General features: G+C 31.6%; 29 protein-coding genes and 3 tRNA genes. 20 read left to right on the forward strand and 12 right to left on the reverse strand.

All coding sequences use genetic code 11. From position 1 onward, the window contains the following. The 13 genes from PKN74_RS04190 to PKN74_RS04250 form a co-directional block, all read left to right on the forward strand. Positions 1-1,277 (forward strand): ABC transporter substrate-binding protein (locus PKN74_RS04190; protein WP_472308923.1); only part of this gene is annotated, 1,277 nt, incomplete at its 5' end. A gap of 104 nt (positions 1,278-1,381) precedes the next feature. Further along, positions 1,382-2,254, forward strand: a complete 873-nt coding sequence (locus PKN74_RS04195) for a carbohydrate ABC transporter permease (protein ID WP_472308925.1) — start codon at positions 1,382-1,384, stop codon at positions 2,252-2,254. Positions 2,255-2,273: 19 nt separating this feature from the next. Beyond that, complete coding sequence (locus PKN74_RS04200) at positions 2,274-3,104, forward strand: carbohydrate ABC transporter permease (RefSeq protein ID WP_472308927.1); 831 nt, start codon at positions 2,274-2,276, stop codon at positions 3,102-3,104. Between the two features lie 433 nt (positions 3,105-3,537). Next, positions 3,538-4,239, forward strand: coding sequence for a glycerophosphodiester phosphodiesterase family protein (locus PKN74_RS04205; protein WP_472308929.1), 702 nt, complete (start codon positions 3,538-3,540; stop codon positions 4,237-4,239). A 297-nt stretch (positions 4,240-4,536) separates the two neighbouring features. Next, positions 4,537-6,585 carry a serine aminopeptidase domain-containing protein gene (locus PKN74_RS04210; protein WP_472308931.1) on the forward strand — a complete coding sequence of 683 codons (2,049 nt, stop codon included), beginning with the start codon at positions 4,537-4,539 and terminating at the stop codon, positions 6,583-6,585. Between the two features lie 268 nt (positions 6,586-6,853). Then, positions 6,854-8,284 carry an FAD-dependent oxidoreductase gene (locus tag PKN74_RS04215; RefSeq protein ID WP_472308933.1) on the forward strand — a complete coding sequence of 477 codons (1,431 nt, stop codon included), beginning with the start codon at positions 6,854-6,856 and terminating at the stop codon, positions 8,282-8,284. Next, entirely contained in the window at positions 8,281-9,498 is a 1,218-nt protein-coding gene (locus PKN74_RS04220; RefSeq protein ID WP_472308935.1) for an NAD(P)/FAD-dependent oxidoreductase, read from the forward strand. Before PKN74_RS04215 ends, PKN74_RS04220 begins: the two co-directional genes overlap by 4 nt. Beyond that, entirely contained in the window at positions 9,485-9,877 is a 393-nt protein-coding gene (locus tag PKN74_RS04225; RefSeq protein ID WP_472308937.1) for a DUF1667 domain-containing protein, read from the forward strand. The genes PKN74_RS04220 and PKN74_RS04225 overlap by 14 nt, the downstream gene beginning before the upstream one ends. A gap of 60 nt (positions 9,878-9,937) precedes the next feature. Beyond that, positions 9,938-10,498: a glycerol-3-phosphate responsive antiterminator gene (locus tag PKN74_RS04230; protein WP_472308939.1), complete on the forward strand. Its 561-nt coding sequence runs from the start codon at positions 9,938-9,940 to the stop codon at positions 10,496-10,498. 80 nt (positions 10,499-10,578) lie between these two features. Beyond that, positions 10,579-11,550: a phospholipase C/P1 nuclease family protein gene (locus PKN74_RS04235; RefSeq protein WP_472308941.1), complete on the forward strand. Its 972-nt coding sequence runs from the start codon at positions 10,579-10,581 to the stop codon at positions 11,548-11,550. A 178-nt stretch (positions 11,551-11,728) separates the two neighbouring features. Continuing rightward, entirely contained in the window at positions 11,729-11,893 is a 165-nt protein-coding gene (locus tag PKN74_RS04240) for a hypothetical protein (RefSeq protein WP_472308943.1), read from the forward strand. 124 nt (positions 11,894-12,017) lie between these two features. Next, entirely contained in the window at positions 12,018-12,320 is a 303-nt protein-coding gene (locus PKN74_RS04245; protein WP_472308945.1) for a hypothetical protein, read from the forward strand. Continuing rightward, the gene (locus PKN74_RS04250; protein WP_472308947.1) at positions 12,293-12,799 is read left to right on the forward strand and encodes a DEAD/DEAH box helicase; all 507 of its coding nucleotides are present in this window, start codon (positions 12,293-12,295) and stop codon (positions 12,797-12,799) included. Before PKN74_RS04245 ends, PKN74_RS04250 begins: the two co-directional genes overlap by 28 nt. 10 nt (positions 12,800-12,809) lie before the next feature. Here PKN74_RS04250 and PKN74_RS04255 read toward each other — a convergent pair whose 3' ends face one another. Both PKN74_RS04255 and PKN74_RS04260 read right to left on the reverse strand, forming a co-directional pair. Next, a complete protein-coding gene (locus PKN74_RS04255; RefSeq protein ID WP_472308949.1) occupies positions 12,810-13,016 on the reverse strand; it encodes a hypothetical protein in 207 nt (68 codons plus the stop codon). 8 nt (positions 13,017-13,024) lie between these two features. Next, positions 13,025-13,222, reverse strand: a complete 198-nt coding sequence (locus PKN74_RS04260; protein ID WP_472308951.1) for a hypothetical protein — start codon at positions 13,220-13,222, stop codon at positions 13,025-13,027. A 474-nt stretch (positions 13,223-13,696) separates the two neighbouring features. Between PKN74_RS04260 and PKN74_RS04265 the strand changes: the two genes are divergently transcribed. From PKN74_RS04265 to PKN74_RS04295, 7 genes are all read left to right on the forward strand, one after another. Then, complete coding sequence (locus tag PKN74_RS04265) at positions 13,697-13,825, forward strand: hypothetical protein (RefSeq protein WP_472308953.1); 129 nt, start codon at positions 13,697-13,699, stop codon at positions 13,823-13,825. Between the two features lie 32 nt (positions 13,826-13,857). Then, positions 13,858-14,787: an ABC transporter ATP-binding protein gene (locus PKN74_RS04270; RefSeq protein WP_472308955.1), complete on the forward strand. Its 930-nt coding sequence runs from the start codon at positions 13,858-13,860 to the stop codon at positions 14,785-14,787. Between the two features lie 10 nt (positions 14,788-14,797). After that, a complete protein-coding gene (locus tag PKN74_RS04275; RefSeq protein WP_472308957.1) occupies positions 14,798-15,940 on the forward strand; it encodes an ABC transporter permease in 1,143 nt (380 codons plus the stop codon). Further along, positions 15,930-16,997, forward strand: coding sequence for an ABC transporter permease (locus PKN74_RS04280; RefSeq protein WP_472308959.1), 1,068 nt, complete (start codon positions 15,930-15,932; stop codon positions 16,995-16,997). The genes PKN74_RS04275 and PKN74_RS04280 overlap by 11 nt, the downstream gene beginning before the upstream one ends. Positions 16,998-17,130: 133 nt before the next feature. After that, positions 17,131-17,207, forward strand: a tRNA-Lys gene (locus tag PKN74_RS04285). Positions 17,208-17,239: 32 nt separating this feature from the next. After that, positions 17,240-17,327, forward strand: a tRNA-Leu gene (locus PKN74_RS04290). A gap of 13 nt (positions 17,328-17,340) precedes the next feature. Next, positions 17,341-17,415: transfer RNA gene (locus PKN74_RS04295), tRNA-Gly, on the forward strand. 29 nt (positions 17,416-17,444) lie between these two features. Here the strand turns inward: PKN74_RS04295 and pruA are convergent. The 10 genes from pruA to PKN74_RS04345 all read right to left on the reverse strand — a co-directional run bounded on the left by pruA (position 17,445) and on the right by PKN74_RS04345 (position 25,634). Then, positions 17,445-19,076, reverse strand: a complete 1,632-nt coding sequence (gene pruA, locus PKN74_RS04300) for an L-glutamate gamma-semialdehyde dehydrogenase (protein WP_472308961.1) — start codon at positions 19,074-19,076, stop codon at positions 17,445-17,447. Positions 19,077-19,119: 43 nt separating this feature from the next. After that, entirely contained in the window at positions 19,120-20,265 is a 1,146-nt protein-coding gene (locus PKN74_RS04305) for an NAD(P)/FAD-dependent oxidoreductase (protein ID WP_472308963.1), read from the reverse strand. Continuing rightward, positions 20,255-20,536, reverse strand: a complete 282-nt coding sequence (locus PKN74_RS04310) for a (2Fe-2S)-binding protein (protein WP_472308965.1) — start codon at positions 20,534-20,536, stop codon at positions 20,255-20,257. The genes PKN74_RS04305 and PKN74_RS04310 overlap by 11 nt, the downstream gene beginning before the upstream one ends. After that, the gene (locus PKN74_RS04315; RefSeq protein ID WP_472308967.1) at positions 20,529-22,181 is read right to left on the reverse strand and encodes an FAD-dependent oxidoreductase; all 1,653 of its coding nucleotides are present in this window, start codon (positions 22,179-22,181) and stop codon (positions 20,529-20,531) included. Before PKN74_RS04315 ends, PKN74_RS04310 begins: the two co-directional genes overlap by 8 nt. Beyond that, positions 22,174-22,482, reverse strand: coding sequence for a (2Fe-2S)-binding protein (locus PKN74_RS04320; protein ID WP_472308969.1), 309 nt, complete (start codon positions 22,480-22,482; stop codon positions 22,174-22,176). The genes PKN74_RS04315 and PKN74_RS04320 overlap by 8 nt, the downstream gene beginning before the upstream one ends. 438 nt (positions 22,483-22,920) lie before the next feature. Further along, complete coding sequence (locus PKN74_RS04325; protein ID WP_472308971.1) at positions 22,921-23,496, reverse strand: hypothetical protein; 576 nt, start codon at positions 23,494-23,496, stop codon at positions 22,921-22,923. Positions 23,497-23,637: 141 nt separating this feature from the next. Further along, positions 23,638-24,036 carry a secondary thiamine-phosphate synthase enzyme YjbQ gene (locus PKN74_RS04330; protein ID WP_472308973.1) on the reverse strand — a complete coding sequence of 133 codons (399 nt, stop codon included), beginning with the start codon at positions 24,034-24,036 and terminating at the stop codon, positions 23,638-23,640. 52 nt (positions 24,037-24,088) lie between these two features. Continuing rightward, entirely contained in the window at positions 24,089-24,370 is a 282-nt protein-coding gene (locus PKN74_RS04335; RefSeq protein ID WP_472308975.1) for a hypothetical protein, read from the reverse strand. Positions 24,371-24,377: 7 nt separating this feature from the next. Beyond that, positions 24,378-25,202: a septum site-determining protein MinD gene (gene minD / locus PKN74_RS04340; protein WP_472308977.1), complete on the reverse strand. Its 825-nt coding sequence runs from the start codon at positions 25,200-25,202 to the stop codon at positions 24,378-24,380. Between the two features lie 249 nt (positions 25,203-25,451). After that, on the reverse strand, positions 25,452-25,634 hold the full coding sequence (locus PKN74_RS04345; protein WP_472308979.1) for a ferredoxin: 183 nt from the start codon (positions 25,632-25,634) through the stop codon (positions 25,452-25,454). Positions 25,635-25,695 lie beyond the last annotated feature (61 nt).

The raw sequence follows: 25,695 nt of genomic DNA on the forward strand, positions 1-25,695 counted from the left end.
TTGCTGGGTTAACTTTTTCTGTAACAACGATTGAATTTTGGCATGCTATGAGTGGCCAGAGAGTTCCTTTAATAGAGGACATGGTTAAGGATTTTGAAGAGCTTCATCCGGATATTAAAGTAAATATCCAATTCACTGGAAGCTATCCTGAAACAATTAGCAAACTTATTGCTGCTGTTCAATCGAAAAACGCACCACATGTCGTTCAAATCTATGAGATAGGTACGAGAATAATGATTGATAGTGGTGTTATCATTCCTGCACAAGAAATGTTAGATAAAGATCCATCTTTTGATATAGGAGTCTTGCTTGATCCTATTGTAAATTACTACACAGTGGATGGAAAATTATACTCGATGCCTTTTAATTCCTCGACTGCTTTGTTATATTACAACAAAACACTTTTCAAAGAAGCTGGCCTTGACCCAAACAAACCTCCAAAAACTTACGATGAATTTCTAGAGTATTGTAGAATTCTTACTAAGAAAGATTCTAGTGGAAAAACAGTTCAATACGGATTTACTTGGCCAACTCATGCTTGGGTATTCGAACAAATGTTAGCAGTAGCAGATGCTCCTTTTGTAAACAACAACAATGGAAGAACAGGAAGAGCTACAGAAGCTGTTTTCAATAATGAAGCCGGTATTAAAATATTTAAACTTCTCGATCAATTAAATAAAGAAGGTTTAATAATCAATACAACTCATGAAGATTGGTCAGCTGCCAGACAAAACTTTATCTCTGGTAAAGCTGCTATGTTAATAACCTCTACATCTGATGTACAATTATTTGAAGAGGGTTTAAAAAGCAACAATTATGAACTTGGGACTGCTTTCTTGCCTGTACCCGATGTATCAATAAGTGGTGGTCCGGTAGTTGGAGGAGCAAGTCTTTGGTTAATAAAAGGTCATCCAGATAATGAAATACAAGCTGCTTGGGAATTAATGAAATTTATAAATAATGAAGAACAACAAATTAAGTGGCATAAGGGAACTGGATATTATCCAGTAAGAAAAGATGCTGTTGAAACTTTACATTATGAACTATTCTATGCAGAAAATCCTAATTATTTTACTTCTTTATTGCAATTATTACTAGCGAAAAGAAATTACAATACAGCAGGAGCGGTTATAGGAGTATTCCAAGAAGCTCGTGAAATTATAGAAAACGCTTATGATAAAATGGTTGCTGGCCAGATGACTCCTGAAAAAGCTTTAGAATGGGCAGAAAATGAAGTGACTAAATTAATAAAAGATTACAACAAATTTTATCAATAGAAATTAGTTACGAAAAACAAGAACCAAGATTTCAAAATAAGTAGATGAATTATTTTCCAGGGAAGAAGACTTTTCTTCCCTGGATTTTAGAAGGAGTGAAAGAAATGAAATGGGGAAAATATACTCCATACATATTGTTAATACCTACTTTAGTAATAATTATTCTTTTCATTTATTGGCCCGCTGTTTCCTCTTTTATGTTAAGTTTCTACAAAGTCTCCCCCTTTGGGGATATAAAGATATTTGTAGGATTTGACAATTTTTTAAATTTATTTAAAAGTAAGACGTATTTAAATGCAATAAAAGTTACAGTAATATATATTCTTGTTACAGTTTTTAGCGTAATTTTTTTGGGGTATCTCATTGCATTACTATTGGATAATAAAGTTTTTGGAGTCAAATTTTATCGAACATTAATTTTTACTCCTTACGCAATTTCTTTTACAATTGCGGGAGCTCTATGGACATTCATGTTAAACCCAGTAGCTGGTCATATTAACTATTTTCTCAATCGGTTTTTTGGTATAAGTGCAAATTGGCTTACCAGTCAACCATTTGCCTTAATTTCTGTAATGGTTACTAGTATTTGGAAAATGCTTCCTTTTTCCATTATATTTTATCTTGCAGGTCTTCAATCAATACCTGAAGAAGTTATAGAAAGTTCAATAATTGATGGAGCGAACAATTGGCAAAGAATTTGGAAGATAAAATTTCCTATTCTTTCGCCAACGACATTTTATTTAATTATCATGGAAATAACACATGCTATGTTTGATTCCTTTGGAATTATTGATATAATGACAAGAGGCGGTCCTGTGGAATCTACTACTACTATGATTTATAGATTATATCTAGATTCTTTTTATTTTCAGAAGACAGGAGAAGCAGCTGCCCAAAGTGTTATTTTGTTTATAATAATGTGCTTTATTACTTTTTTCTATTTTAAGTTTGGCGAAAAATCGGTACATTACCAGTAAGGGGTGAAAGATGATGAAAATGTCTTCAAAGAAAAAAATAAATTATTTTTTAATAGAAGTAGGTTTAATAATTTTTTCTTTAATTATGTTTTTACCATTTCTACTTGCTATTTCGATGAGTTTTATGAGTGAGGTGGAAGTCTTTTCTTATCCTCCCAAGTTTTTCCCCTCTCAAATTAATTTTAAAAATTACAAAGAAGCGCTTAATATAATGAATTTGGGAAGGATGCTTTTAAATTCATTTATAGTAGCTTGTTGTACTACGTTAGGAAAAATAATAACCGGAACATTAGGCGCATTCGCTTTTTCTTCTTTTAATTTTAAAGGTAAAAATGTTACTTTTTTTGCTTTATTCATAACCTTATTTTTGCCTGCAGAAACGGTAATGATTCTACCTTTATTTATGATTATGTCAAAATTTGGATGGGTCAACACATATTGGGCGTTGATTATCCCATTTACAGCGTCAGCAACTAACACATTTTTATTTAGGCAACATTTTATGTCTATCCCAAAAGAACTAGAAGATGCAGCGAAGATTGATGGAGCTACTCCTATGCAATATTTTAGAAAGATTTTAATTCCTTTATCAGGTCCAATGATTGCAGGAGCCTCAATAATAAATTTTGTTTATGCCTGGAATATGTACTTATGGCCATTGATAGTCACAATGGATAATAAGATGAAAACTGTCCAAATTGGTGTAAAAATGTTAATAGCAACAGATAGTACAAACAATTGGGGAATAATTATGGCGGGAACTTTAATGGCTGCTTTACCTACTTTAATTTTATTTTTTGCACTTCAGGATTTGTTTGTTAAGAGTCTAGTAACTAGCGGATTGAAGTGATGATTAGCTATTCATTATCTCTACTTAATTTAGAATATAAGTTAATTAGAAATTTTAAGGTTTTTTACTTATATTTTACTTATAATAGTAATAATTATTTTTATAGAAACACGGTTTAAAGGATATTTGACTGTCTATTAAATAGCTTTTTAGAAGATAATATCAACTTTGCAACATTTTTTAGACCTTAAATTTTTATAGTCACTTTAAAAAAGGAAGATTCTCAATAAATAAAGTTTTGGATTTATAAGGTGACAATGCTTTTCCTTCTATTTTTTTGGTGTAGATACTGAAATATGTAAAAAAATTAGCAATTAATAAGAATTGAAGAAAGGAGGAATTTTTTAAAAAAACTAAATTTGTAATATCTATAAAATGTACTTTTTAGAATTTCTAAAGTGAGTATTTAGCTCGTTATAAGGAGGAACGATTAATGCATGATTTTTTGGTGTTAGGTCATAGAGGATATAGTGCAAAATATGTAGAGAACACTATTGAAGCTTTTCAAAAGGCGTTAGAATTTGGAGCAGATGGTATCGAATATGATTCAAGATTAACTAAAGATGGAGTCCCTGTAGTATTACATGACGAAGAAATAAACGGAATAAAATTAAGTTCCCTTGACTACAAACAGCTTAGAACAATCAAATTTCCAAATGGTCAACCTGTGCCGACCGTAGAAGAAACAATAAGATCATTAGATGAAAAAGCATTTTTGAATTTAGAAGTAAAAGAAGTTGAAGCTGCTATTCCTTCATATGAAATAACAAAAGAATTAGGAGCATTGGATAGAACTTTATTTTCTTCATTCAAAGTGGATGCTCTTAGAAAAATAAGAGAAAAAGATAAAGATGTGAAGATCGGGTTACTTGTTAAATATGAGACATTATATAACCTTTCAAGATTGCATAAGGAACTTGATTTCTATTCTCTAAATTTGTGGATTGATGCTATAAAGGAAAATAAAGAGGAATCAAAAAAGTTATTAAAAAAATGGTGCAATAAAGGCTTAAAGATATACTTATGGACTCTAAACGATCCTCAAGATTTATATGATTTTGAAGGTTTTTACGATGGTGTAATAACTGATGAAGTAGAATTAATTGTAAATGAAAGAAATAAAATAAGATATTAACAATATTTTTGAGTAATAATATGTTAAAGGATCTTGAGAATTAATTGTATTGTTTGTAAAGGTTTATTGATTTAGTTAGCTTTGTTTACTTGTAAAAAGTCTCATTTAACTACAAAAGGCGCTCAAACAATTTGACTTTGTCAAAAAGGAAATATAAAATAATAATGAGTTAAAAGATTGGAGATAGATAGAAAGCCTATAATATCCATCGTAATTAGAGGTAAGAGGCTTAATTTGTTGGTATTTAATATTTTTACAATTCAAAAGGGGCGACAAACTCAAAGGGAGGTTTTATTAATGAAAAAAGAGGGGAAACTCATTTTATTGTCCATTATTCTGATTTTTATAGGTAGCATTCTTGCTCATATGTTTAACACCTCTTTTTATTCGGTTGAGGTGAAAAGAATAAATTTTGAAACAGAAACAGGAATGTTATCAGGTCTCTTGTATTTACCAAAGGGAGCAGGTCCAGATGATCCAAGGCCGACAATCATAACCACGCATGGTTATTTAAATTCAGCAGAAATGCAAGATGCCTCAGCAATAGAAATGTCAAGAAGAGGTTATGTTGTTCTTGCGCTAGATATGTACGATCATGGTCACTCTATAAATAAAACTAATTATGAACCTTCCAAATCCTTTTTCTCTTTTTGGCCTACTGCTATATATGATGCTGTTCAATATATGTACGAACAAGATTACGTTCTAAAAGACTCAGAAGGTAACGGGATCATTGCTGTTGCAGGTCATTCAATGGGCGGATTTTCTTCTACTGTGGCGATGGTAAAGGATGAACAAGACTTTATGAAAACAGGTATAAGAAAGATACTTGCTGGATTAACTATGGGATCTGATTATTCTTGGTCTAGTTATTTAGGAATAAATTCTAATGTAGCCTTTGGGGCTTACGGGCCTCGAACAGTTGGAATGATAGCTGCACATTATGACGAATTTTTCTTTGATTCAGAAGCTTCAAGGACTGGTAAAACAGTTGTTTTTAAAGATTATATAAACAAACTGGAAGGAAGAGCTTTTTTAGGTAATCCTGAGAACCCAATTGAAGGATTAATGTATACTTTAGAAAATGGGGGGAGAAGGGTAATTTATGAACCATGGGAAATCCACCCGTGGAATCACTTTTCATTTGAAACGACAAGATATCAAATCACTTTTTATACAGAAGCATTTAAAGACTACATCTCTCCAAATCAAGGAAACGTAGGATTAGGTCCAGAAAATCAAAGATGGATGCTGAAAGAATATTCTGAATTTCTAGCATTAATTGGTTTCTTTTTACTTTTCGTACCTTTAATTATGGCTCTTATGAAATTACCTGTTTTTTCAAAAGCCAAAACTCCTTCAGACTTGGTTGTTAAAGCACCTAAAAATAAGGTAACAAAAACCGTTTACTGGATTGTCTTTATCTTAGGTGCCGCATTTCCTGCACTCTTTTTTCCAACTTTGATGGACAAAAGAGAATCAGGTATGACCATTTTAAAAATATTATCGTTAATTACTTTTGCTTTGTCTATTATTGTAGGTATTGCTCTTTACTCAAAAGCAAAAGAAAAAGAAGCGAAGTCAAAAAAGACTATTATAAATGGCACAATTTTTATCTCATTGGCTAGCATACTCCTTTTCTTATCTGTCTTTTTTGGAAACAAGATGTTTGTATTAAGTAGTTATTTTAATCAACCTACTACGAATCAAATCGTATACTGGGCACTTATAGTTTCTGAAGTTATTCTCATTTTAACTTTAATTATGTATTATCTAAATAAAAGATATTCAGACATTTCACCACGGCAATACGGCTTTGTAACTAATTGGAAATCTATAATTTCCTCACTATTGGTAGTAATCGTTGCGGTAGTAATAGGCTATGCAATATTATACCTAATTGATGCACTATTTAAAACCGATTTCAGAATTTGGACTTGGGCAGTAAAAACCTTTGAAGCATCTCATTTAATAGCCGCTTTAAAATACTCGCCTTTCTTTTTCTTGTTCTATTACTTAATCGGTATTTCTGTAAATGCAAATACTCGGTTCATGAAAAAATTCAGAGGATATTTATTTGCGTGCATTTCAGTTGTTGGAGGACTTGTGGTGTTTTTGTTACTTCAATATGGGCTCTTATTCTTTAGAGGTAAGGCCCTCTGTCCATCTCAAGCTTTGAATCCAATATTGCTTTTTGCTTTGATACCATCGTTGATTGTAGCAACCTTCTATACGAAAAGTCTATACGAAAAAACTGGAAATGTTTATACTGCAGCCTTTTTGAATACAATATTGATGACAATAATATTGGCTGCTAACACAACTACATACCATGGCTTATTATAAAAAAATACATGTAAGAATCCAAGCTCAAAACTGAATGGTTACTTTTTTCACAAATAAAATCTTGATACTAAATACTCTGAAATGAAGGTCGGTATTTTTAAAAATAAGCAAGTTTGTGATAAAATAAAAGATTAGAAATTAATAAATTATAAAATAAATATTTGATATGGTGGAGATAAGAGAGAAAACCATATCCAACTTAGGATAATTCCTAAGATTCTGGATATGGTTTTTTTTATTAATCTCTAAAGTTAGGAGGTTGAGAATTTTGATAGCAGTAATTGGAGGAGGTATAGTTGGTTCTTTAATAGCCAGAGAACTTAACAAATATGAAAAAGATGTATATTTATTTGAAGCAAAGAATAGCATTGGAATAGGAGTCACAAAAGGAAATTCAGGAATAATTCACGGCGGTTATGATGATCCTCCTGGTACTTTACGTGCCAAATTATGTCATATGGGTAATAAACTTTACGAAGAAATATCAAAAGAGTTATCGATAGAAGTATTAAGAGTGGGTTCGCATGTTGTTGCTTTCAATGAAGAAGAACTTAAAATAATAGATGAAATTGAAGAAAATGCCATAAAAAACAACATGAAGGAATACAAAATTTTAGATAAAAAAGACGTATTAGATATGGAACCTCTTTTAAATAAAGACGTTTTGAAATCTTTTTATTGTCCAATTGCAGGTGTAACAGAACCTTGGGAGGTTGCCATGCAAGCGGCAAAATCCATAGAAATTAATGGTGGAAAAGTATTTAAAAATAAAAAGCTTGTTGGAGTGAATAAAAAAAGTGAAAAATATGAATTAATTTTTGAAGATGGTAGTTCATATTTGACAGATTTAGTAATAAATGCCTGCGGGTTATACGCTGACGAAGTTGCTAAACTTTTTGGTGATAACTTACCTTTGATCTTTCCAGTTAAAGGAGAATATTTCCTCTTTGGAAAAGATATCAAATATTCAAATTCAATTATTTTTCCAATACCAACTCCTTTAACGAAAGGATGTTTAGTTGTTCCAACAGTTGATGGAGGTTTTTTAGCAGGTCCTAATGCTCAAGAGGTAAAATCTAAGAAAGATTTTTCTACAACTACCGAAGGGCTTTCAGAAGTTAGAGAAAGATCTTTAAAATTAATACCTTCTTTAGACTTTTCTAGAAATGTAGTAAAAGTTTTTGCAGGATTAAGACCTGAAACTAAAATAAAAGATTTTCATATAGACGTAGGGGAACGTGGGAACGTTATACATGTTTCTGGTATTCGCTCTCCTGGCTTGACTGCTGCACCTGCAATTGCAAAATATGTTGTTGAATATTTAATAGCTGAGAAAATGCATATAAATCTAAAGAAAAGGAAAGACTACACAAGTTACATAGAAAAGATGCCACATTTAGTCGAAACAGATTTAGTTTACTGGGAAAGAGCGATTAATGAAGATCCAGAAGCCGGGGAAATGATATGTTTTTGCAATGAAGTTACAAAAAAAGAAATTAAAGAAGCTATAAGAAGTGGCGCCAGAACAATCGATGACATAAAATTTTCAACTAGAGCTTCATTTGGAGAATGTCAAGGAAGTTTTTGTACATCAAAAATTTTAAAAATAATTTCTGAAGAAACACATTTATCTCCTACAGAAATCAAACAAAACGAAGAAGGATCTTGGATAATTGCATCAGAGGTGAGGACAATATGAAATATGAAACAGATGTGGTTGTAATAGGAGCAGGTGGAGCAGGAATGGCATCGGCCATATCCGCAAGTAAATCTGGAGCAGATGTAATTTTAATTGAAAGAGAAGATGATTCTGGAGGAGTATTAAATCAATGTATCCATAATGGATTTGGATTGCACTATTTTAGAAAAGATTTAACGGGTCCTGAGTTCAAGGAGACTCTTCAAGAAGAACTAGAAAAGACAAATACAAGACTCTTAAAAAGTACCTTTGTGCTTGAAGTGACGAAAGATAGAAAAATTCTTTTTGTTAATAGAAACGGAATAAATGAAATAAAAACCAAGGCCTTGGTGATGGCAACAGGAGCACGGGAAAGGCATTTTAATTCCTTAGCTATTCCTGGAGATAGAGTCAGTGGAATTTTTACGGCAGGTGTTGCTCAAAAATACATAAATTTACAAAATTTAAAACCAGCTAACAAAGCTCTAATACTTGGTTCTGGAGATATTGGATTAATCATGGCTAGAAGGCTTCATTTAGAAGGAATAGAAGTAGAAGGTGTAGTAGAGATATTACCTTATCCAGGGGGATTAGAAAGGAACGTTCAACAATGCTTAAGAGATTATAACATTCCTCTGTATTTATCTCATACCGTAACAAGAGTAGAAGGAGATAATAGGCTAAAAAAGGTTTATGTTTCCCAGGTAGATGAGAATAGAAATATCATGCCAAATACAGAAAAAATATTTGAAGTGGATGCCCTTATAACCTCTGTCGGCTTAATCCCTTCTGTAAAACCAGTTGAATTTGTAAAGATTGCGTCTGGTTTCGTAACTTCAAATACCAATCAGACTTCTGAAGAGTGGATTTTTGCGGCAGGAAATTGTACCGTAATATTCGACTTAGTAGATTTCGTTGCAAGAGAAGGCGAAAAGGCTGGAAAATATGCGGCCCTTTATACTAAAAAAGAGTACAATCCTCAGAAATTCATTAAGATCAACAAGGGCGAAAACATTAATGTATTACATCCTTCTTTTATAGATCCTAACGAAAAATCAAAACTATATGTAAGAGTTTCAAAAGTGTTTAATAAAGCAGAAATAGTTGTAGAACCTTTGGGAATAAAAATTGTAGAGGAAGAAGCGCGGCCTTCTGAAATGATAGAAATTTCTTTAAAACCTTTTCAAGATTCAAATATAAAGGAAATTGAGGTGAAAGCTCATGGAATTAGTTAATCACAAAAAGAAAAAGATAGTTTGTGTTAACTGTCCCCTTGGTTGCAAAATAAACGTGATTTATGCTGACGCAGATGAAGTGGAAATATTCGAGGCAAAAGGAAATCGATGCAAACGTGGATTAGAATATGTTAAACAGGAATTGACAGATCCTTTAAGAGTGGTTGTTACTAGTGTAAAGGTTGAAAATGGAGAAATGCCTTTAGCCTCAGTCAGATCAACCGAACCAGTTCCTCTAAGATTGATGAATGATATTATGGAAATATTAAAAAATACTAAAATTACCGCTCCTGTTAAAAGAGGGGAAGTAATAATGAAAAATATTTTGGGGACCGGAAGTGATATAATAATAACAAGAAGTGTAAATAAAATAGACTAGATATTGTAATAACAGTAGAATGATTAATTGTGAAATAAAATACAAAAATGAGGGGAGAAAATGAATAAGCTTAAAGCATTAGTCAAAGAAAACACTTTAATACCAGGCGTAAGAGATTTAAATGATATAGTGGAAGCTGTAAAAGCTACCTCAAATATTATATTTCTACTAACAGGTTCAATATTAGATCTAGAAAATATAGTAAGGTTTGTTCGAAAATATGGAAAGAAATTGATAGTTAATATTGATTTAGTAGAAGGTATAGCTTTTGACAGAAAAGGTATTGAATATTTAGCAAAAAAGGATTTATGCGATGGTATCATCTCTACTAAAAATAACTTAGTAAGATGTGCTATGAAAGAGAACCTTCTGACTATTCAAAGAGTTTTTTTAATAGACTCAGGTTCTCTTAATTCTATCAAAAATCTAATTGATAAAAATTGTGAACCAGATGCTTTTGAGATACTTCCTGCTGTAGCAGCTCCGTATTTTATCAATAATATAAAAACTTCTAGTATGATTATAGCAGGAGGTTTGATTACCAAAAGATCAGAAGCAGAAGAATTATTTAAAAAAGGAGTAAGAGCTATATCTACCAGTGAGAAAACATTGTGGAACTAATATCTTTTTGTTTTGAAATACGTATGAGTTAAATTAAACTAAAAAAGTAAGTATATAAATCTTTAAGGGGGAGTTAAATTATGAAGAGAACTTTAATATTTATTTTAGCCCTTCTTTTAATTGTCACCAGTGCCTTTTCCTGGAGTGGGCACTCTGCTTATACATATTACTTAATTCAAGAACTACCAGTTAAAGATAAATTAGTGAGCATTACGGAGTATAGTTACAAGGAGGATAGGGAATATAATTTGGAATATTTAATTCTTGAAGATGTTGCTGGAAAAAGAAAGTTTATAGATGTTCCATATGGAATGGATATTCCTCCCGATCCTCCACCAGTAAACAATCAACTTCCTGTTTGGCAAATTTTATCAATATATGCTCCAGAACCTGATTTTGGAATGGACGAGGGGTTAAAACTTCATCCTTTGCAAGGTCTGATAGGTAATAGTCAGGGAGTAAGGCACATGAGATATAAAATTGGAGTTCTAAAGGCTTTTGAAGCAGATAAATCTTTTTTATACTTCGCAGATTTATCAAAACAAGCCTTTGAAAACGGAGACGAATATTGGGGATACAGATTTTTAGCTCGAGCTCTACACTATATTGAAGATCTTTCGCAACCTTATCATAATTCTCCAGGTACATTTTTTGAAATGATTGGGGCAGCGTTTAGCAAGAATAAAGCAAACAAACTAAATAATGCTCATTATTTAATGGATGATTATCTTATTTATCTTTTATTTTATTCTGATGATGCATCCAAAGAAATTATTATGGGAGCACAACCAATATTCTTTGAAAGTTATGAAGATTATGTAAAAGAAGTTATGAAATATACTTTAGATAAATTCCCCATTATACACAAAGAGATTAAAAATGTATTTGGTGAAAAACTTGAAAGGCCACTTACTCTCGTAGACATAGAAAATGCGGATAAAACTGGCAAATTGGCAAAAATAAAAGCTGAAACTCTGAGTATTTTATCTTATTCTTCTTCTGTCATAAAAGGGTTTTTATTAGATTTTCTTACCTCTGTTGGAGAAATTTGATATTTGAGAAATAATAACAATTGATTATATATCTTTTAAATTTTAAAAGAAATTAATAAAATAAAGCATGATAGTTAGTTGCTAATTAATTTTTTGTTTTTTAATAAATCAAGTCTAATGAGTTATTAAGTTTGAGGCGAATAAGAAGGGGAAGAAAATATGTTTTTGGAAAAAGTTGGTGGGGCAAAAGTGGGTAGAAGCCTTTGAAAACATCGATAGAGATACTAACAGATTGCCAAGAGGAAGAAAGTATGCTAAAGATGGAGCAGTTCTAGAAATAAAAATTCAAAAAAAATTCTACAATCTTTGCACGCGTTCAAGGAACAAGACCTACTCCGTATAAAGAAAAGATATCCTTACCTCTTTTTACTGAAGAAGAGAAAGATAAAATCGAGAAAGTTATAAAGTTATTACCGGATGAAGCTTATTTTTTCGAAGGAAATAATTTTAAAGATGTACTGTTAAAAATGTACAAAAATTTACCGACCTCAATAACCAACAAAAAAGATAATAAGAAAGCAAATACAAAAATTAGCCCTTACTTTAAAGAAACAGGCATAAAATTTTTATATTCTCCTCTTTCTCCTACTGTAATATTAAGTGGCGAACCCATAAAAGAAATACAATACACACAAGAAAATGGTTATCATATTGCTTCGTTGGACTCTTTTTTCAATTTATTTGATTCTATTTCTCTTGTAATAACAAAAGGAGATAGCGAACAATCATTATTCATAAAAAATTGCTGGATTTACTTGAAAATATTTTAGAAAAAGATGAAAATGCTTTTCTGTTCACCCAATATAAGGAAATGGGAGATATTTTAACAAAAATTATAGCTGATAATTTTAAGATAGAACCTCTCTTTTTTCATGGAGAATTAAACAGAAAAACAAGAGATCAACTTATTAATGACTTCCAAAATAAACATAAGTTCCCTATTATGATTCTTTCATTAAAAGCAGGAGGCACGGGATTGAATTTAACAGCTGCAAATCATGTTATACACTACAATTTATGGTGGAATCCTGCTGTAGAAAATCAAGCAACTGACAGGACTTTTAGGATAGGTCAAACAAAAGATGTAATTTTCCACAGATTCATCACTTTAGGAACCTTTGAAGAAAAAATAAACGAAATGCTCGAAAAAAAGAAAGAATTATCAGACAATGTAATAAAAGGCGGAAAAAGTTGGATAACGGAATTATCCAACGATGAAATAAAAAAATTATTCACTTTAGAAATTTGAAACAAAAGAATTAAAAAACCTTAACTTTTGTAGATAAACCCAATACAACATTCACATTTTCTATCAAGCTAAAATCCCTCTCATCAACATCTTTGTTGATATTCAACCCGGCGTATAAATCTAGTCCTTTGAAAATCCACAGATTATTTTTAAAATTTTGAACTCCATAAAATGCTATGGTATAACTATCTAAATTGAAATCTTCTACATAATTCAAATTTCCTTCTATATTAATATAACTTTATTAATATAACTTTTAGAAGTCTCTTTTTCAATTATCTCAATACTTGTCTTTGCAAAAAAACTGTAGTCTTTTGAAATCTTCTTTATTAGCTCACCATTTTCTTCAACAAATTGCTTAGCTTCACTGTAAATTACCCCTGTATCAACATATACATCCTCAAAACCATATCCAAAAGCCAATAGATACTGCAGAGTGATCGTGAAAAGAATTAGAATAAAACATGCTAAGTTTAAAAGGATTTTTTCATGTTTTATCTCCTTTTTAATAATATTGACATTTTAAGATAATTTACCTTATTATAACAGATTAATTTATAATTTTGATCTAAGATGCACAACTTAGGGAGAAGAGTAAATAAAAATTTATATTATTAATCCAACTGCTTCTTTATTTGCTTGCTCCAATTGAAGGTTACTTCTCCCTTATTCTTTTGTCAGACTTTTCTTACACAAAATACTTTACATTGTCTTTTCTAATTTTTACATATAATAGTTATATATTTATTTACAATTATTTATCATAAAATAATTGTGCTTTGTGATAGAATTGTCTCCAAATATATTTTTTAATTATCTTCTTTTTTTGGGGAGTTTGGTTTTCCTGCTTTAGTTGTAAAAGGAGCTGCTATAGAAAGATTAATAGGATGTATATCTTTGGTTTTAATAGTATATCTAAGAAAGATGCCAGGAAAGCTCCTTACTATGACAGAAGAAGTTGTTAAGTCCATAATCCTTTATTTTAGGTATAAAAGCAAAAAATGGTTAAATAACGTATTAGAATGATATAAAATGAATTTAGAAGTGGGGGAATATATATGGAAGAAGTTGTTGTAAAAGTAAACAATCTAAAAAAACAGTACAAAGATGTAAAAGCCGTCGATGACGTCTCTTTTTATGTCAAAAAGAAGGAAATTGTTGCTATCCTGGGTCCAAACGGCGCAGGAAAAACAACCACTCTTGAAATATTAGAAGGGTTGAGAAAAAGAGATGAGGGTGAAATATACTACTTTGGTGAAAAGGCAGATCAAATTGACTCAAATATAAAAGAAAAAATTGGTGTACAATTGCAAAGCACTGTTTTTTTTCAGAATTTAACTGTTATAGAAACACTTAGAGCCTTTGCAGGTCTATATCAAAAAAGTCTCGAAGTTGAAAAGGTTCTTACTGACTTTAATCTTGAAGAAAAAAAGCGAAGTAGAATTTCAAAACTTTCAGGAGGCCAATTACAGAGACTTGCTTTAGCTACGGCAGTAATTAACGATCCTGAGATACTTTTTCTTGACGAACCTACAACAGGTTTAGACCCACAGGCACGAAGAAATACTTGGCAAATAATCTCTAATTTAAGAAATTCAGGTAAAACTATAATATTAACAACCCACTATATGGAAGAGGCCGAATTTTTAGCAGATAGAGTTTATATATTTGATCAAGGAAAAATTATTGCAGAAGGCTCGGTTAGTGAGCTCATTAATTCTTTAGGAATGAATTCAATAATATCTTTCAAAATCAATTCAAATGGCAATTTTGATGACATTAGCGAAAAACTATTTGATGAAATTGATCTTAAAGTCAGTAAAAATGAGAATTTTTATAGAATAGAAACTGTAGATCTTGAAAATGCTCTTTTAAAAATTTTTGAAGAAGCAAGAACAAAAAAGTTTGATATATCAGATATGATTATTAGAAAACCAAATTTAGAAGATGTTTTTTTAAAGCTAACTGGTAAACGGCTGAGAGACTAGGTGAAAGTATATGAAAAAAATTATTAATTTAACAAAAATCTTTTTTATAAATTCTTCGAGGGAGTTTGCCGTTCCTTTTTGGACTATTATATTTCCCTCGCTTTTCTTCTTACTCTTTACAAGTATTTTTGAGAATATTGGAAACGTTGAAAATATGGACTTTAAAATAGGCGTATATTATGAACAATCTTTACGAGGTATTGCAAAAGATACTTTTGACGAGGTCTTTTCTTCATCGCAATTTAGTAATACTCCGTTCACGATGATTGAATATGATTCTTTTGAAAAAGGATTAGACAACTTAAAAAAATCTAAAATAAATGCACTTGTAGTTTTCCCGGAAAATTTCAATCTATTAAATGTAAAGTTTTTTATCAAAGATTTAGAAGTACCCAAGTTGAAAGTATACTATACTAATGAAAATTCTTCAGTTTATGCTAAAAACATATTCGGCGTATTCATAGATGAAATAAATACTAGGATGTCTACTAAAGGTGCAGGAGTTCCATTAACAGTTAAAGAAGAAATCATAGGAATGGATTCATCACAACCTTATAGATATAGAGATTACTTGTTCCCAGCTATCATTCTTATGTCTGTTTTAACAGTAGCAGTTTTTAATATGCCTTTTGATTTTTCTTTCAACGTAGAAAAAGGTATTTTTAAAAAATTAAGCTCTTCACCTATAAAAGGTGGTGAATTTTTTGTCAGCTTCCTACTCTCACATATTATCTTATTAATAATGTCACTAATTGTATTATATATTGAAGCATATCTTTTTAATGTTAGTACAAATATTTACAAACCTAGTTTTATTGGTTATACATTTTTTTCTATTATGATAATTTTAAGTGTGGGGCTTTTTCTTTCTTCATTGTACAAAAATATGGGAGCTGCAGGAGCAATCTCTCAACTAATATATCAAGCTACAATATTTTTGAGCGGTTTTTATTTTGATGTAACTAATTCACCTTGGATCATACGATGGTATGTTTATTTCAATCCAGTAACCTATTTAGTTGACGGAATGAGAAAGATAATGCTCGGAAGTTCTATTTCCTTGATTAATATTCTTGTACCTGTTATATGGATGATTTCTTCCATCTTGATATTTTCTTTGACTTTTAAGGGGATGGTATACAATGAAAAATAGACGGATGTTTTCTTTAATAAGTATTTTTACTAAAGACACTTTTAGAAATTGGATGGAAGTATTTTTTACCCTTCTTTTGCCCGTACTTTTGCTATTACTATTTGGAACTATTTTCGGTACTGAAGCTTCTTCTGGTACTAAAGAATATAAAATTGGAATAGTTGGAGATGTTGATGAAACAATAATCAATTCAATCCCTTACAAAGTAGTATTTTTTGAAGACAAAAATAGCATTACAATGGCCTTAAATGAAAACATAATTAATATAGGTTTATTATTAAATCATGAAAATAATGAATTAACTTTTATCCAAAAAGAACCAGATATGAATGATGAATCAATAATATTTATAAAATTAGAACTACAAAATATACTTAAAAAGCACTATGCTGGAATAAAAGAAGATTTTATAAATATAGAATTTATTGAAACATCTATAGGAGCAAGTCCAGAAAATAGTTTGGATTTTATTATAACTGGTGTAATAGCCTTGTCCTTGTTGTCAGGTGGGATGTTTTCAATGATCAATGTTTTCGGGAGATACAAAAAGTACGGATTAATAAAAAGATTTTTGGCATCTCCTGTAAAACCTTTAGAATTTACTTTATCAGCTTCAATATCCAAGCTTTTTTTAAACTTGATTTCCATGTTTATTATCATTATTTTAGGTGGCGTTTTGTTTAATTTAAATTTTTATTTTAATTGGTTATCACTTTTTTGTGTCTTTATTTCTTCATCAATTGGAATGATGGGGCTTGGAGTGTTACTCCTTCTTATATTCAAAGATCCAGCAGTGACAAGCGAAGTAGCAACCATACTTTATGTTGCTATGACCTTCTTTTCGGGAGTATATTTTCCAATAGAATTTTTACCTAAATCAATTCGTTGGATAAGTAATTTATTACCTGTAAAATATGTAACTGATTTGATAAGATTTTCTGGTAATATTAAACAAATAACCTTAAATAATTTTATAGTTATTAATTTGGTATTGTTTATTAGCGGATCTGTTCTTATGTTTATTTCATCTAAAGTTTTCTTAAAAGAAGAAAACTAACAAATTCAAATAATAAAATAAATAATATTAAACACAATTTTACTTGCTGTTTTAATTTTTTGCTTGACAAAACGCTTACAAAAGGTTATAATAATTAAGGTTAAATAAGGTAAAAATAAACTATTACAAAAGTGACCCGCTAGCTCAGTCTGGTAGAGCATTTGACTTTTAATCAAAGGGTCCTGGGTTCGAATCCCAGGCGGGTCACCATTTTTGTATTTCTTTTTGTTATTAATTCAGTCGCGCGAGTGGCGGAACTGGCAGACGCGCAGGACTTAGAATCCTGTGGATGAATAATCCGTGTGGGTTCAAGTCCCACCTCGCGCACCACACAAATACAGAAGCGGATATAGCTCAGCGGTAGAGCACTTGCTTGCCAAGCAAGGGGTCGTGGGTTCGAATCCCATTATCCGCTCCAATAAAAAACCCGAAAATCGGGTTTTTTTGTTATTCTTCTTTCATAAAAGGATATCTAAAATCCTCCGCAGGAACAAAATTCTCTTTTATAGCACGTGCAGAAACCCATCTTAAAAGATTTATAATAGTTCCCGCCTTATCATTTGTTCCTGATGCTCTAGAACCTCCAAAGGGTTGCTGTCCCACAACTGCTCCCGTAGGTTTATCGTTAATATAAAAATTACCTGCGGCATTTACTAACTCTCTTTCTGCTTTAATTATTGCTCCCCTGTCTTGAGAAATTATAGCCCCTGTCAAACCATATGGAGAAGTCTCATCACATAGTTTTAAAATTTTTTCAAAATCTGATGGATCATAGATATAGATTGTTAAAACTGGTCCAAAAATTTCTTCTTGCATAGTTTTAGATTTAGGATTGTTAGTAAGAAAAACCGTTGGTTCGATAAAGTAGCCTACAGAATCATCATAGTTACCCCCAAAAATAATTTCAGATTCACAATCACTTTTGGCATATTCAATGTAACTTATGATTTTATCAAATGCTTTTTTATCAATAACTGCGTTCATAAAATTAGAGAAATCTTCAGGAGATCCAACTTTTATATCTTGTAATTCTTCTAAGAGCCTATTTTTTACTTTTGGCCAAATATTTCTTGGTATATAAGCCCTTGATACTGCAGAACATTTCTGGCCTTGGTATTCAAATGCACCTCTTATTAATGTGGCTACAAGCACATTAATATTGGCAGATTCATGCGCAACGACAAAATCTTTACCTCCAGTTTCTCCAACTATTCTCGGATAAGATTTGTATTTACCGATATTATTGCCAATTTTTTGCCACATATTTTGAAAAGTTGAAGTTGAACCGGTAAAATGAATCCCCACGAGGTTAGGATCTTCAAGAACTAAATCTCCAATTTTTGCCCCATCACCTGGTATGAAATTGATAACTCCATCTGGTAATCCAGCCTCCTGAAGCAATTTGATAACAAAATAGGCAGAATACACTGCCGAAGAAGCTGGTTTCCATAGAGAGGTGTTTCCCATTATTGCCGGGGCTGTTGGTAAGTTACCGGAGATAGAAGTAAAATTAAAAGGGGTAATCGCAAATATAAATCCTTCCAAAGGCCTGTACTCCATCCTATTCCAAACGCCTTCAACAGATTTTGGTTGGTCTAAATATATTTTTGTAGCATAGTAAGAGTTAAATCTAAAAAAATCGGTCAATTCACAACCCGCGTCAATTTCTGCTTGATAAGCGTTCTTACTTTGACAAAGCATTGTTGCTGCATTTAAAGTACTTCTCCACTTTGTAGACAAAAGGTCTGCTGCCTTCTTAAATATGGAAATTCTATCTACCCATGAAAACTCGTCCCATATTTTTCTAGCTTTTAAAGAATTTTCAATAGCTAGCTGAACTTCCTTTTCACCGGCTTTATGGTAATATGCAAGGATATGACTGTGTTCATGGGGAGTTATACATTTACCTATATTACCGGTTCTTAATTCTTTTCCACCTATTATTACAGGTATTTCTAATTCTTTACTCTTAAGATTACTAAGCTTTTGCTTTAACTCATTTCTTTCTTTGCTTCCAGGTTCATAATTCAACACAGGTTCGTTGGTTGGTTCCTCATATATCGGAATGGAATTATTCAAAAATCATTCCTCCTTTCAAAAACTAAATTTATAAAGGTTACCATTAAACTACCGACGGTTCAGATATTATTTCCCCTCTTTTGTACCTTTCTATATCTAAAACAACATTATATGTAAGATCACTTTCAGTTATAATGTCTGCCATTAAAACTCCAATGGCTGGCGCAATCATAAATCCATGACCGCTGAATCCACATGCAACATAAAAATTTTCAACTTCTTTTATTTTCGAAACTATCGGTTGCTTGTCAGGAGACATATTATATAAACCAGCCCATTGCCTTATTATTCTTAATTTGTTTAAAGGGGGTAATAACCAAACAGCTTTTTTAGACATAGTTTCTAAAAATTGCCAAGAACTATGCATATCAAAACTTGGGGGTTCGTTATCGGGTCCATAACCCATTATAAAACTACCATCTGGAGTTTGTTGACAGTAGATATTGTAAGAAAAAGACATAAGCATTGGATCAAGTACGGGTTTTATAGGTTCTGTGACTAAAATTTCATGTCTTTCAGAATATACAGGTAGTTCAGCATTCACCATTTTTGCTATTTGTTGCGACCAACCACCTGCAGCATCGACTACTTTTGAAGTTTCTATAAATCCTTTGTTAGTTTGAACACCAATTATTTTACCTTTTTCCGTTTTTATTTCATTAACTTCAGTAAATTTATTTATCTCAACTCCTAAGTTTTCCGCAGCTTTTGAGTAACCATAAGTTACCTTAAATGGATTTGCATGGCCATCTGTTGGACAAAATGCTCCCCCTATTAATTTATCAGTATTTAGATCTGGAACGATATATTTTGCCTCTTGAGGAGTAACCAATTTTGAAGGTATACCAAGACTATTTTGAACTTTGATATTCTTTTTGAATTGTTCCAATTCGTTGTTTGAATACGCTAAAAGTAAATATCCCTTTTGTTTTAACTCTATATCTACGTTGACATTTAAAGTATCTTTAAAATTTTCAAATACTTTCATACTTTCTCTTGCTAAAAGACAATTCTGCCTTGTTCCCCATTGTTGCCTAACCCCAGCTCCACACCGCCCAGTTGCACCACTTGCTAAAAAAGACCTTTCAACTAATACAACATCTTCGACCCCCCTTTTAGCCAGATTGTATGCTATAGAATTACCTACAACTCCACCTCCAATTACAACCACACTTGCTCTATTCTTCAATTGTATCACCTGCAATTACTTCTTCGAAAGTAACTCCACCATAAGGAGGTCTCATATTTTGTATTTCAATTTTTTCTATTGATGTATTAGTAATTTCAGCAATTTCTCGGGCAATTAGTAAGCCGCAAGTTTTACCTTGGCAAGGCCCCATTCCTGAGCGCACAAGTCGCTTTATCTCCTCTACAGTGGTAAATCCTTGCTTAATGAGATTTCTAATTTCAGCTAAAGTTACATCTTCACATCTACATATAATAACTTTATTTTCATCCATGTTTTTGACCCCCATCTACCTTAATATTTCTGGCCTCAAGGAAATATTCTTTTGGGATTTCTATAGTTACAACAGTTGTTTTATCTTGAATCTTTCCATCTCTAACCCTCTTGACTGTCCCTTCGCATATTTCTGTCCCTTCCCTATTTAAAACAAGAACAATCTGATTTTTCACTGGCTTAGGTAAAAATTCGTAAGGTAAAGTGACTAAAGAAGTTGAATCTGTATAATTTTTTTGTACTACAAACATTGCCAGTCCGGGACACTTACTTACACAAATTCCACATCCTGTACACTTTTCAAAATTTACATAGGGTATGTTATTAATACTTCCATTTTCAGATATCGCGTCAAATGGACAACTTTTTACACATGGATCACAAGGAAATTGTTGAAAACATTCAGATATAGCGATTGGCCCTTTGTTAAATACATCTTCACTCAGAGGTAATTTCTTTTTTAAATTCTCTTTACTAGGAATACCTGTTTTCATCAAAAAAGATATATCAAACTCTTCTGTTGATACTTTTTCACCATAATTTTTTAATGGATCTAATCCTATTTTTTTAAGTCCATTTCTTACCTTTTCACCAACTGGACCTGCCCTTAATAACTCCAATTCGTCCTTTGCCTCCGCTATTTTTTTCTCAATCTTAACTTGATTATCAATATCCTTTTTTATTCTCTTAGCTACATTTAATCCAGCAATTTGTCCCTCAATAATTGCAGATGTTGCCTCTTCTATTCCTGAAACATCACCTGCGACAAATAGATTCTTTATAGATGTTTCCATATTTTCATCACGAAGAGGTATGTATCCTCCTAATTCGGGTACATACGAAGTTTTTACATTAGCTTGTTTTAATAGATCTGTTAATGGGCTTAGTCCGACTGATAAACAAATAGCATCGCATTTTATGAATTGTTCGGTATCTTTAATTTCTCTCCAGCTACTATCAAGTTGACATATTATTGCTCCCTCAACTTTATCTTTTCCTACAGCCTTTTTTATTGTGTGGGAAGTTAATATTGGTACTCCCATTCTCGCTAGTTTTGAAGCATGAACGGAATAGCCACCTATTCTAGGAGCAGCTTCTATAATACAGGCGACTTTGACACCTGCCTGAAGTAGTTGATAGGAAACAATTAGACCTATATTTCCTGAACCTACCATTAATATTTTTTTGGAAGGTAACACTCCATATAAATTCATTAATGTTTGAACTGCGCCGGCTCCAAACACCCCAGGAAGATCGTTATTCTCAAAAGCCAGAAATTTCTCAGATGCACCAGTCGCAAGTATCAGTGCCTTCGGAGAATATTTTATCATTTTGTTATTGGCAAGAATAGTTACTATTTTATCGTTATATATACCTAAGACTCGTGAAGAAGTGAGAATTTTTATATTTTCATTTTCCTTTATTTTTTCAACAAGAAATTTTGAAATATCTATTCCTCTTGTTCCTGCATATTCTTTCTCGGAACCAAAAAATCTATGAGTTTGTTTTACTAGTTGTCCACCTAAAAATTCCCTTTCTTCTACTAGAATAACGTTAACTCCATAATCAGCAGCAGCAAGTGCTGCTGAAAGACCTGCAGGACCTCCTCCAACTACAATTAATTCAGCTTTTTCAATGTTATTCATTTAAAACCACTTCTTGATTTTGAGTTTCGATTTTCATGCCTTCTTTTAACGGGGTTGTGCAAGTTCGAACGTTCGGGATTCCATCAACTATCATTAAGCAAGAAGAACAGTGCCCTACCGCGCAAAATATCCCTCGTGGTCTACGTAACTTTTTACTTTCACTAAGCTTATAAATACCAGAAGCATACAAAGCAGATGCAATCGTATCACCTTTAAATCCAATCATCTCTTTCCCGTCAAGGTAAAATTTAATTTTTTCACCCTTTTCAAATTCTAGGATGGGGTGTTGTTCTATCCTCATATTTTTCCTCCTAGTTAATTTATGTTATAAATACTTTGGAATTGTAGGTAGGACATCAATATGCCCTCGCCCTTAAGTTCATTTTTGGAAAAAAATTCTTAATCTTTAAAATGCTCATATTTGTGCAAAAAAATACATTAAAAAGAATTAAAAGATCGGTAATGTTCTATTTAAATTTAAGCATAATTTTTTATATTTATAAAATCTAATTAAAGACAGTTATGAAAAAAATTTCAGAGTTATATCTAATTATAAAAGAAAATCGAAGTTTTTTCATGTATTTTCAGAAACGTAAAAATTGATAAGTCTAATGAAAAACCATCCCATTTAGTCATTAATCATCCAGTGCAATGCTTGTTGCACCAAAAAATAAAAGGGGCATTGCCCCTTTTATTTAGAAATACACAGGTTAATGAAAATGAATACTTACAATCAAAATTATTTTTTATGAGTGGCTCTTGGTGGTTGTTTGTAAAATTTTAGCTTTTTTTGAAAATTTTTGTAATCCCAATTCTTTTGGTAATTTTTCATATCTTGTTTAATAAAATTATGTGTTTGTAATTTTTCTCTTCTTTGTATCATATCAAGTGTTCTTTCTTGATATTTTATTTCCAAAGGTTTGAAGTAACCGAAGTCGTTGATTTTAATTTTAAAGCCTGTTAGCTCTATAGTTTCTTCAGGTTTAATGTCAGTTATAAGGTCACGGGGAATCTTTAATGAATAAGTTTCATCTTCAATTTCTACTAATATCTCCACAAAGGAACCACTTTCTACTATTTTTTTAACGACTCCTGTTGCAGTGATAGGCTCTATTTCTTGACCTAAAATATTAAACTGCATCTGATTCTTTACTTTGATTTGCTGGAGCTCATTACAAGTAGCCGGAGTATCATTTTGAATTTCTTCTGCTCGTTGTCGTTGCTTAGTCATTAAATTCGGGTTTACATTGTTCTGAGAAAATATAGAGCCCACTAATAAAATAGTAATAGCAGCAAAGACTAAAAATTTTTTCATATAAACACCTCCACTTATTATATTATTTTTATCAACAAAATAATAACCTTTTTTCCTTAAAGCAAACTTAATGGAGGCTTAAGGTATACTTAGAAAAATAGATTACTTGTAGAAGAATAAAAAATAATTTTAGTGAAAATATCAACCTTTTATTGTTTTAACTAAGAAGGTTCTACTACGGGGCCCATCAAACTCACAGAAGTAAATTCCTTGCCATGTTCCTAATAATAACCTTCCCTCCTCAACTATTAAAGTTAAAGAAGGACCAATAAGAGAAGATTTTATATGGGAATCAGCATTTCCTTCAATATGTGAAAAATGGCCGCTTTGCGGTATTTTTTCTGACAAAAAAGTTGTTATGTCTTTTCTCACAGAAGGATCCGCATTTTCATTTATAGTAACAGCTGCTGTAGTATGAGGTATAAAAACCACCACAACGCCTTCAATCAAATTAGATTTTTTGATACTTTCTTGGACATAATCTGTAATGTCTATTAATTCTTCCCTTTTATGTGTCTTTAAAGAGTAAGAATAAACCATATAACTTCACCCTTTAATTTGTTGTTATAATATGTATTGTCGAGCAACTTTTTCATTTATAAATAATATTAGCCACGATCGTAATAGAATTTTCTTCTTTTGACACGTGGACTTTAACATCCTCTCTTTTTACAGAAAGATGCGTCACTGCATAATCTTTTATATAATTAACAACATAGTTCAAATTTTCTTCATCTACGTTTGTTAATTTAATCTGAGAAATATTATTTTTGTTTTTATTATCATTTCTGGTCTGCGAATTACTTAAGAATGCATTCATCCTTTTAATAGCGGTTTCTCTTGTTTTTTTTGACTTTCTAGTGAAGGGCCACATTTACTCTTCACCCTCTTCTCCTAAATAGATTTTTTATGAACTCAAAGAATCCTTCAGGAGTGTGATCAATACCTGAGAGATCCTTTTCTATAGGAATATTTTTCCCTAATATTCTATCACTAATGTTATCAAAAACTACATGCAATTTATTTCCTCGACTAATTGAAAGTGGATTTCCTTCATTAGTAGATAATAAAATATCTTCGCTTTCGGGAATAATGCCTAATAAATTTAATGCAAGTGCCTCTTTTATATCGTTAGCAGAAAGCATCTCGTTTTTCTTAACCAGTTTTGGTTTTATTCTATTTACAATCAAGGAAATATTATTTTCAGTGTAACCCTGGTTTTCAAGAAGTCCCACCACTCTATCAGCATCGCTAATTGATGTTAAGTCTGGTGTAGTAACAACTATAGCATGCTGAGCTGCTACAACAGCGTTTTTAAATCCCCTTTCTATTCCTGCTGGAGAATCTATAATAATATAATGAAAATGCTTAGAAAGCTTTGATACAATATTTATCATGTCGTCTGGTGAAACCATATCTTTGTTAGCAATCTGAGATGAAGCCAATAAAAAAAGGTTTTTTATCTGTTTATGCTTAACCAATACATCCATAACAGATTTGTTTCCAGTTACTACATCAATTATGGTATATACAACTCGATTTTCTAAGCCTAATACGATGTCTAAATTTTTTAAGCCTATATCAGCATCTATCAAACAAACATTGTATCCTTTTTTGGCTAAAGAAGCTCCCAAATTAGCCACTATGGTTGTTTTTCCAACTCCACCTTTACCAGATGTAACAACGAAAACTTTTGAGTTTTCCATCTCAACCCCTCCGCTTCACAAGCCAATATTAAAGAATCCCACCCCTTTTGGATACTCCTGGTAGTAATCTTATTTTAAGTATATATTTTTATAATATGTTAAAACAAAAGTAAAGTTACGAAAGTTCTTATTCTTATTATACTACAAAAAAATAAAAAATAAAAAATATAGATATCTAGATCCACCAGAGAGGACAAAAAATCGGGGTGTCCCCCGATTCATTATTCAAAATATTCAGTTTCTTATTTGTTATTCCTCTCTACTAATAGCTTCTGTAGGACATGCGTCTATGGCATCTTGAACACAAGGTTCATTACTTTGTTCGTCTATTACTTCAGCTTTCCCATCATCAGTCATTTGAAAAACATCTGGACATAAACTTTCGCAAATTCCATCTCCTATACATGCTTCTTTATCAATAATTATTTTCACCTACCGCACCTCCTAATGAATTTGTATGATTTTTTAAAAAACACACTTTTACATTAACCAC

Source organism: Defluviitoga sp. (assembly GCF_035349255.1).
Lineage (GTDB): Bacteria > Thermotogota > Thermotogae > Petrotogales > Petrotogaceae > Defluviitoga.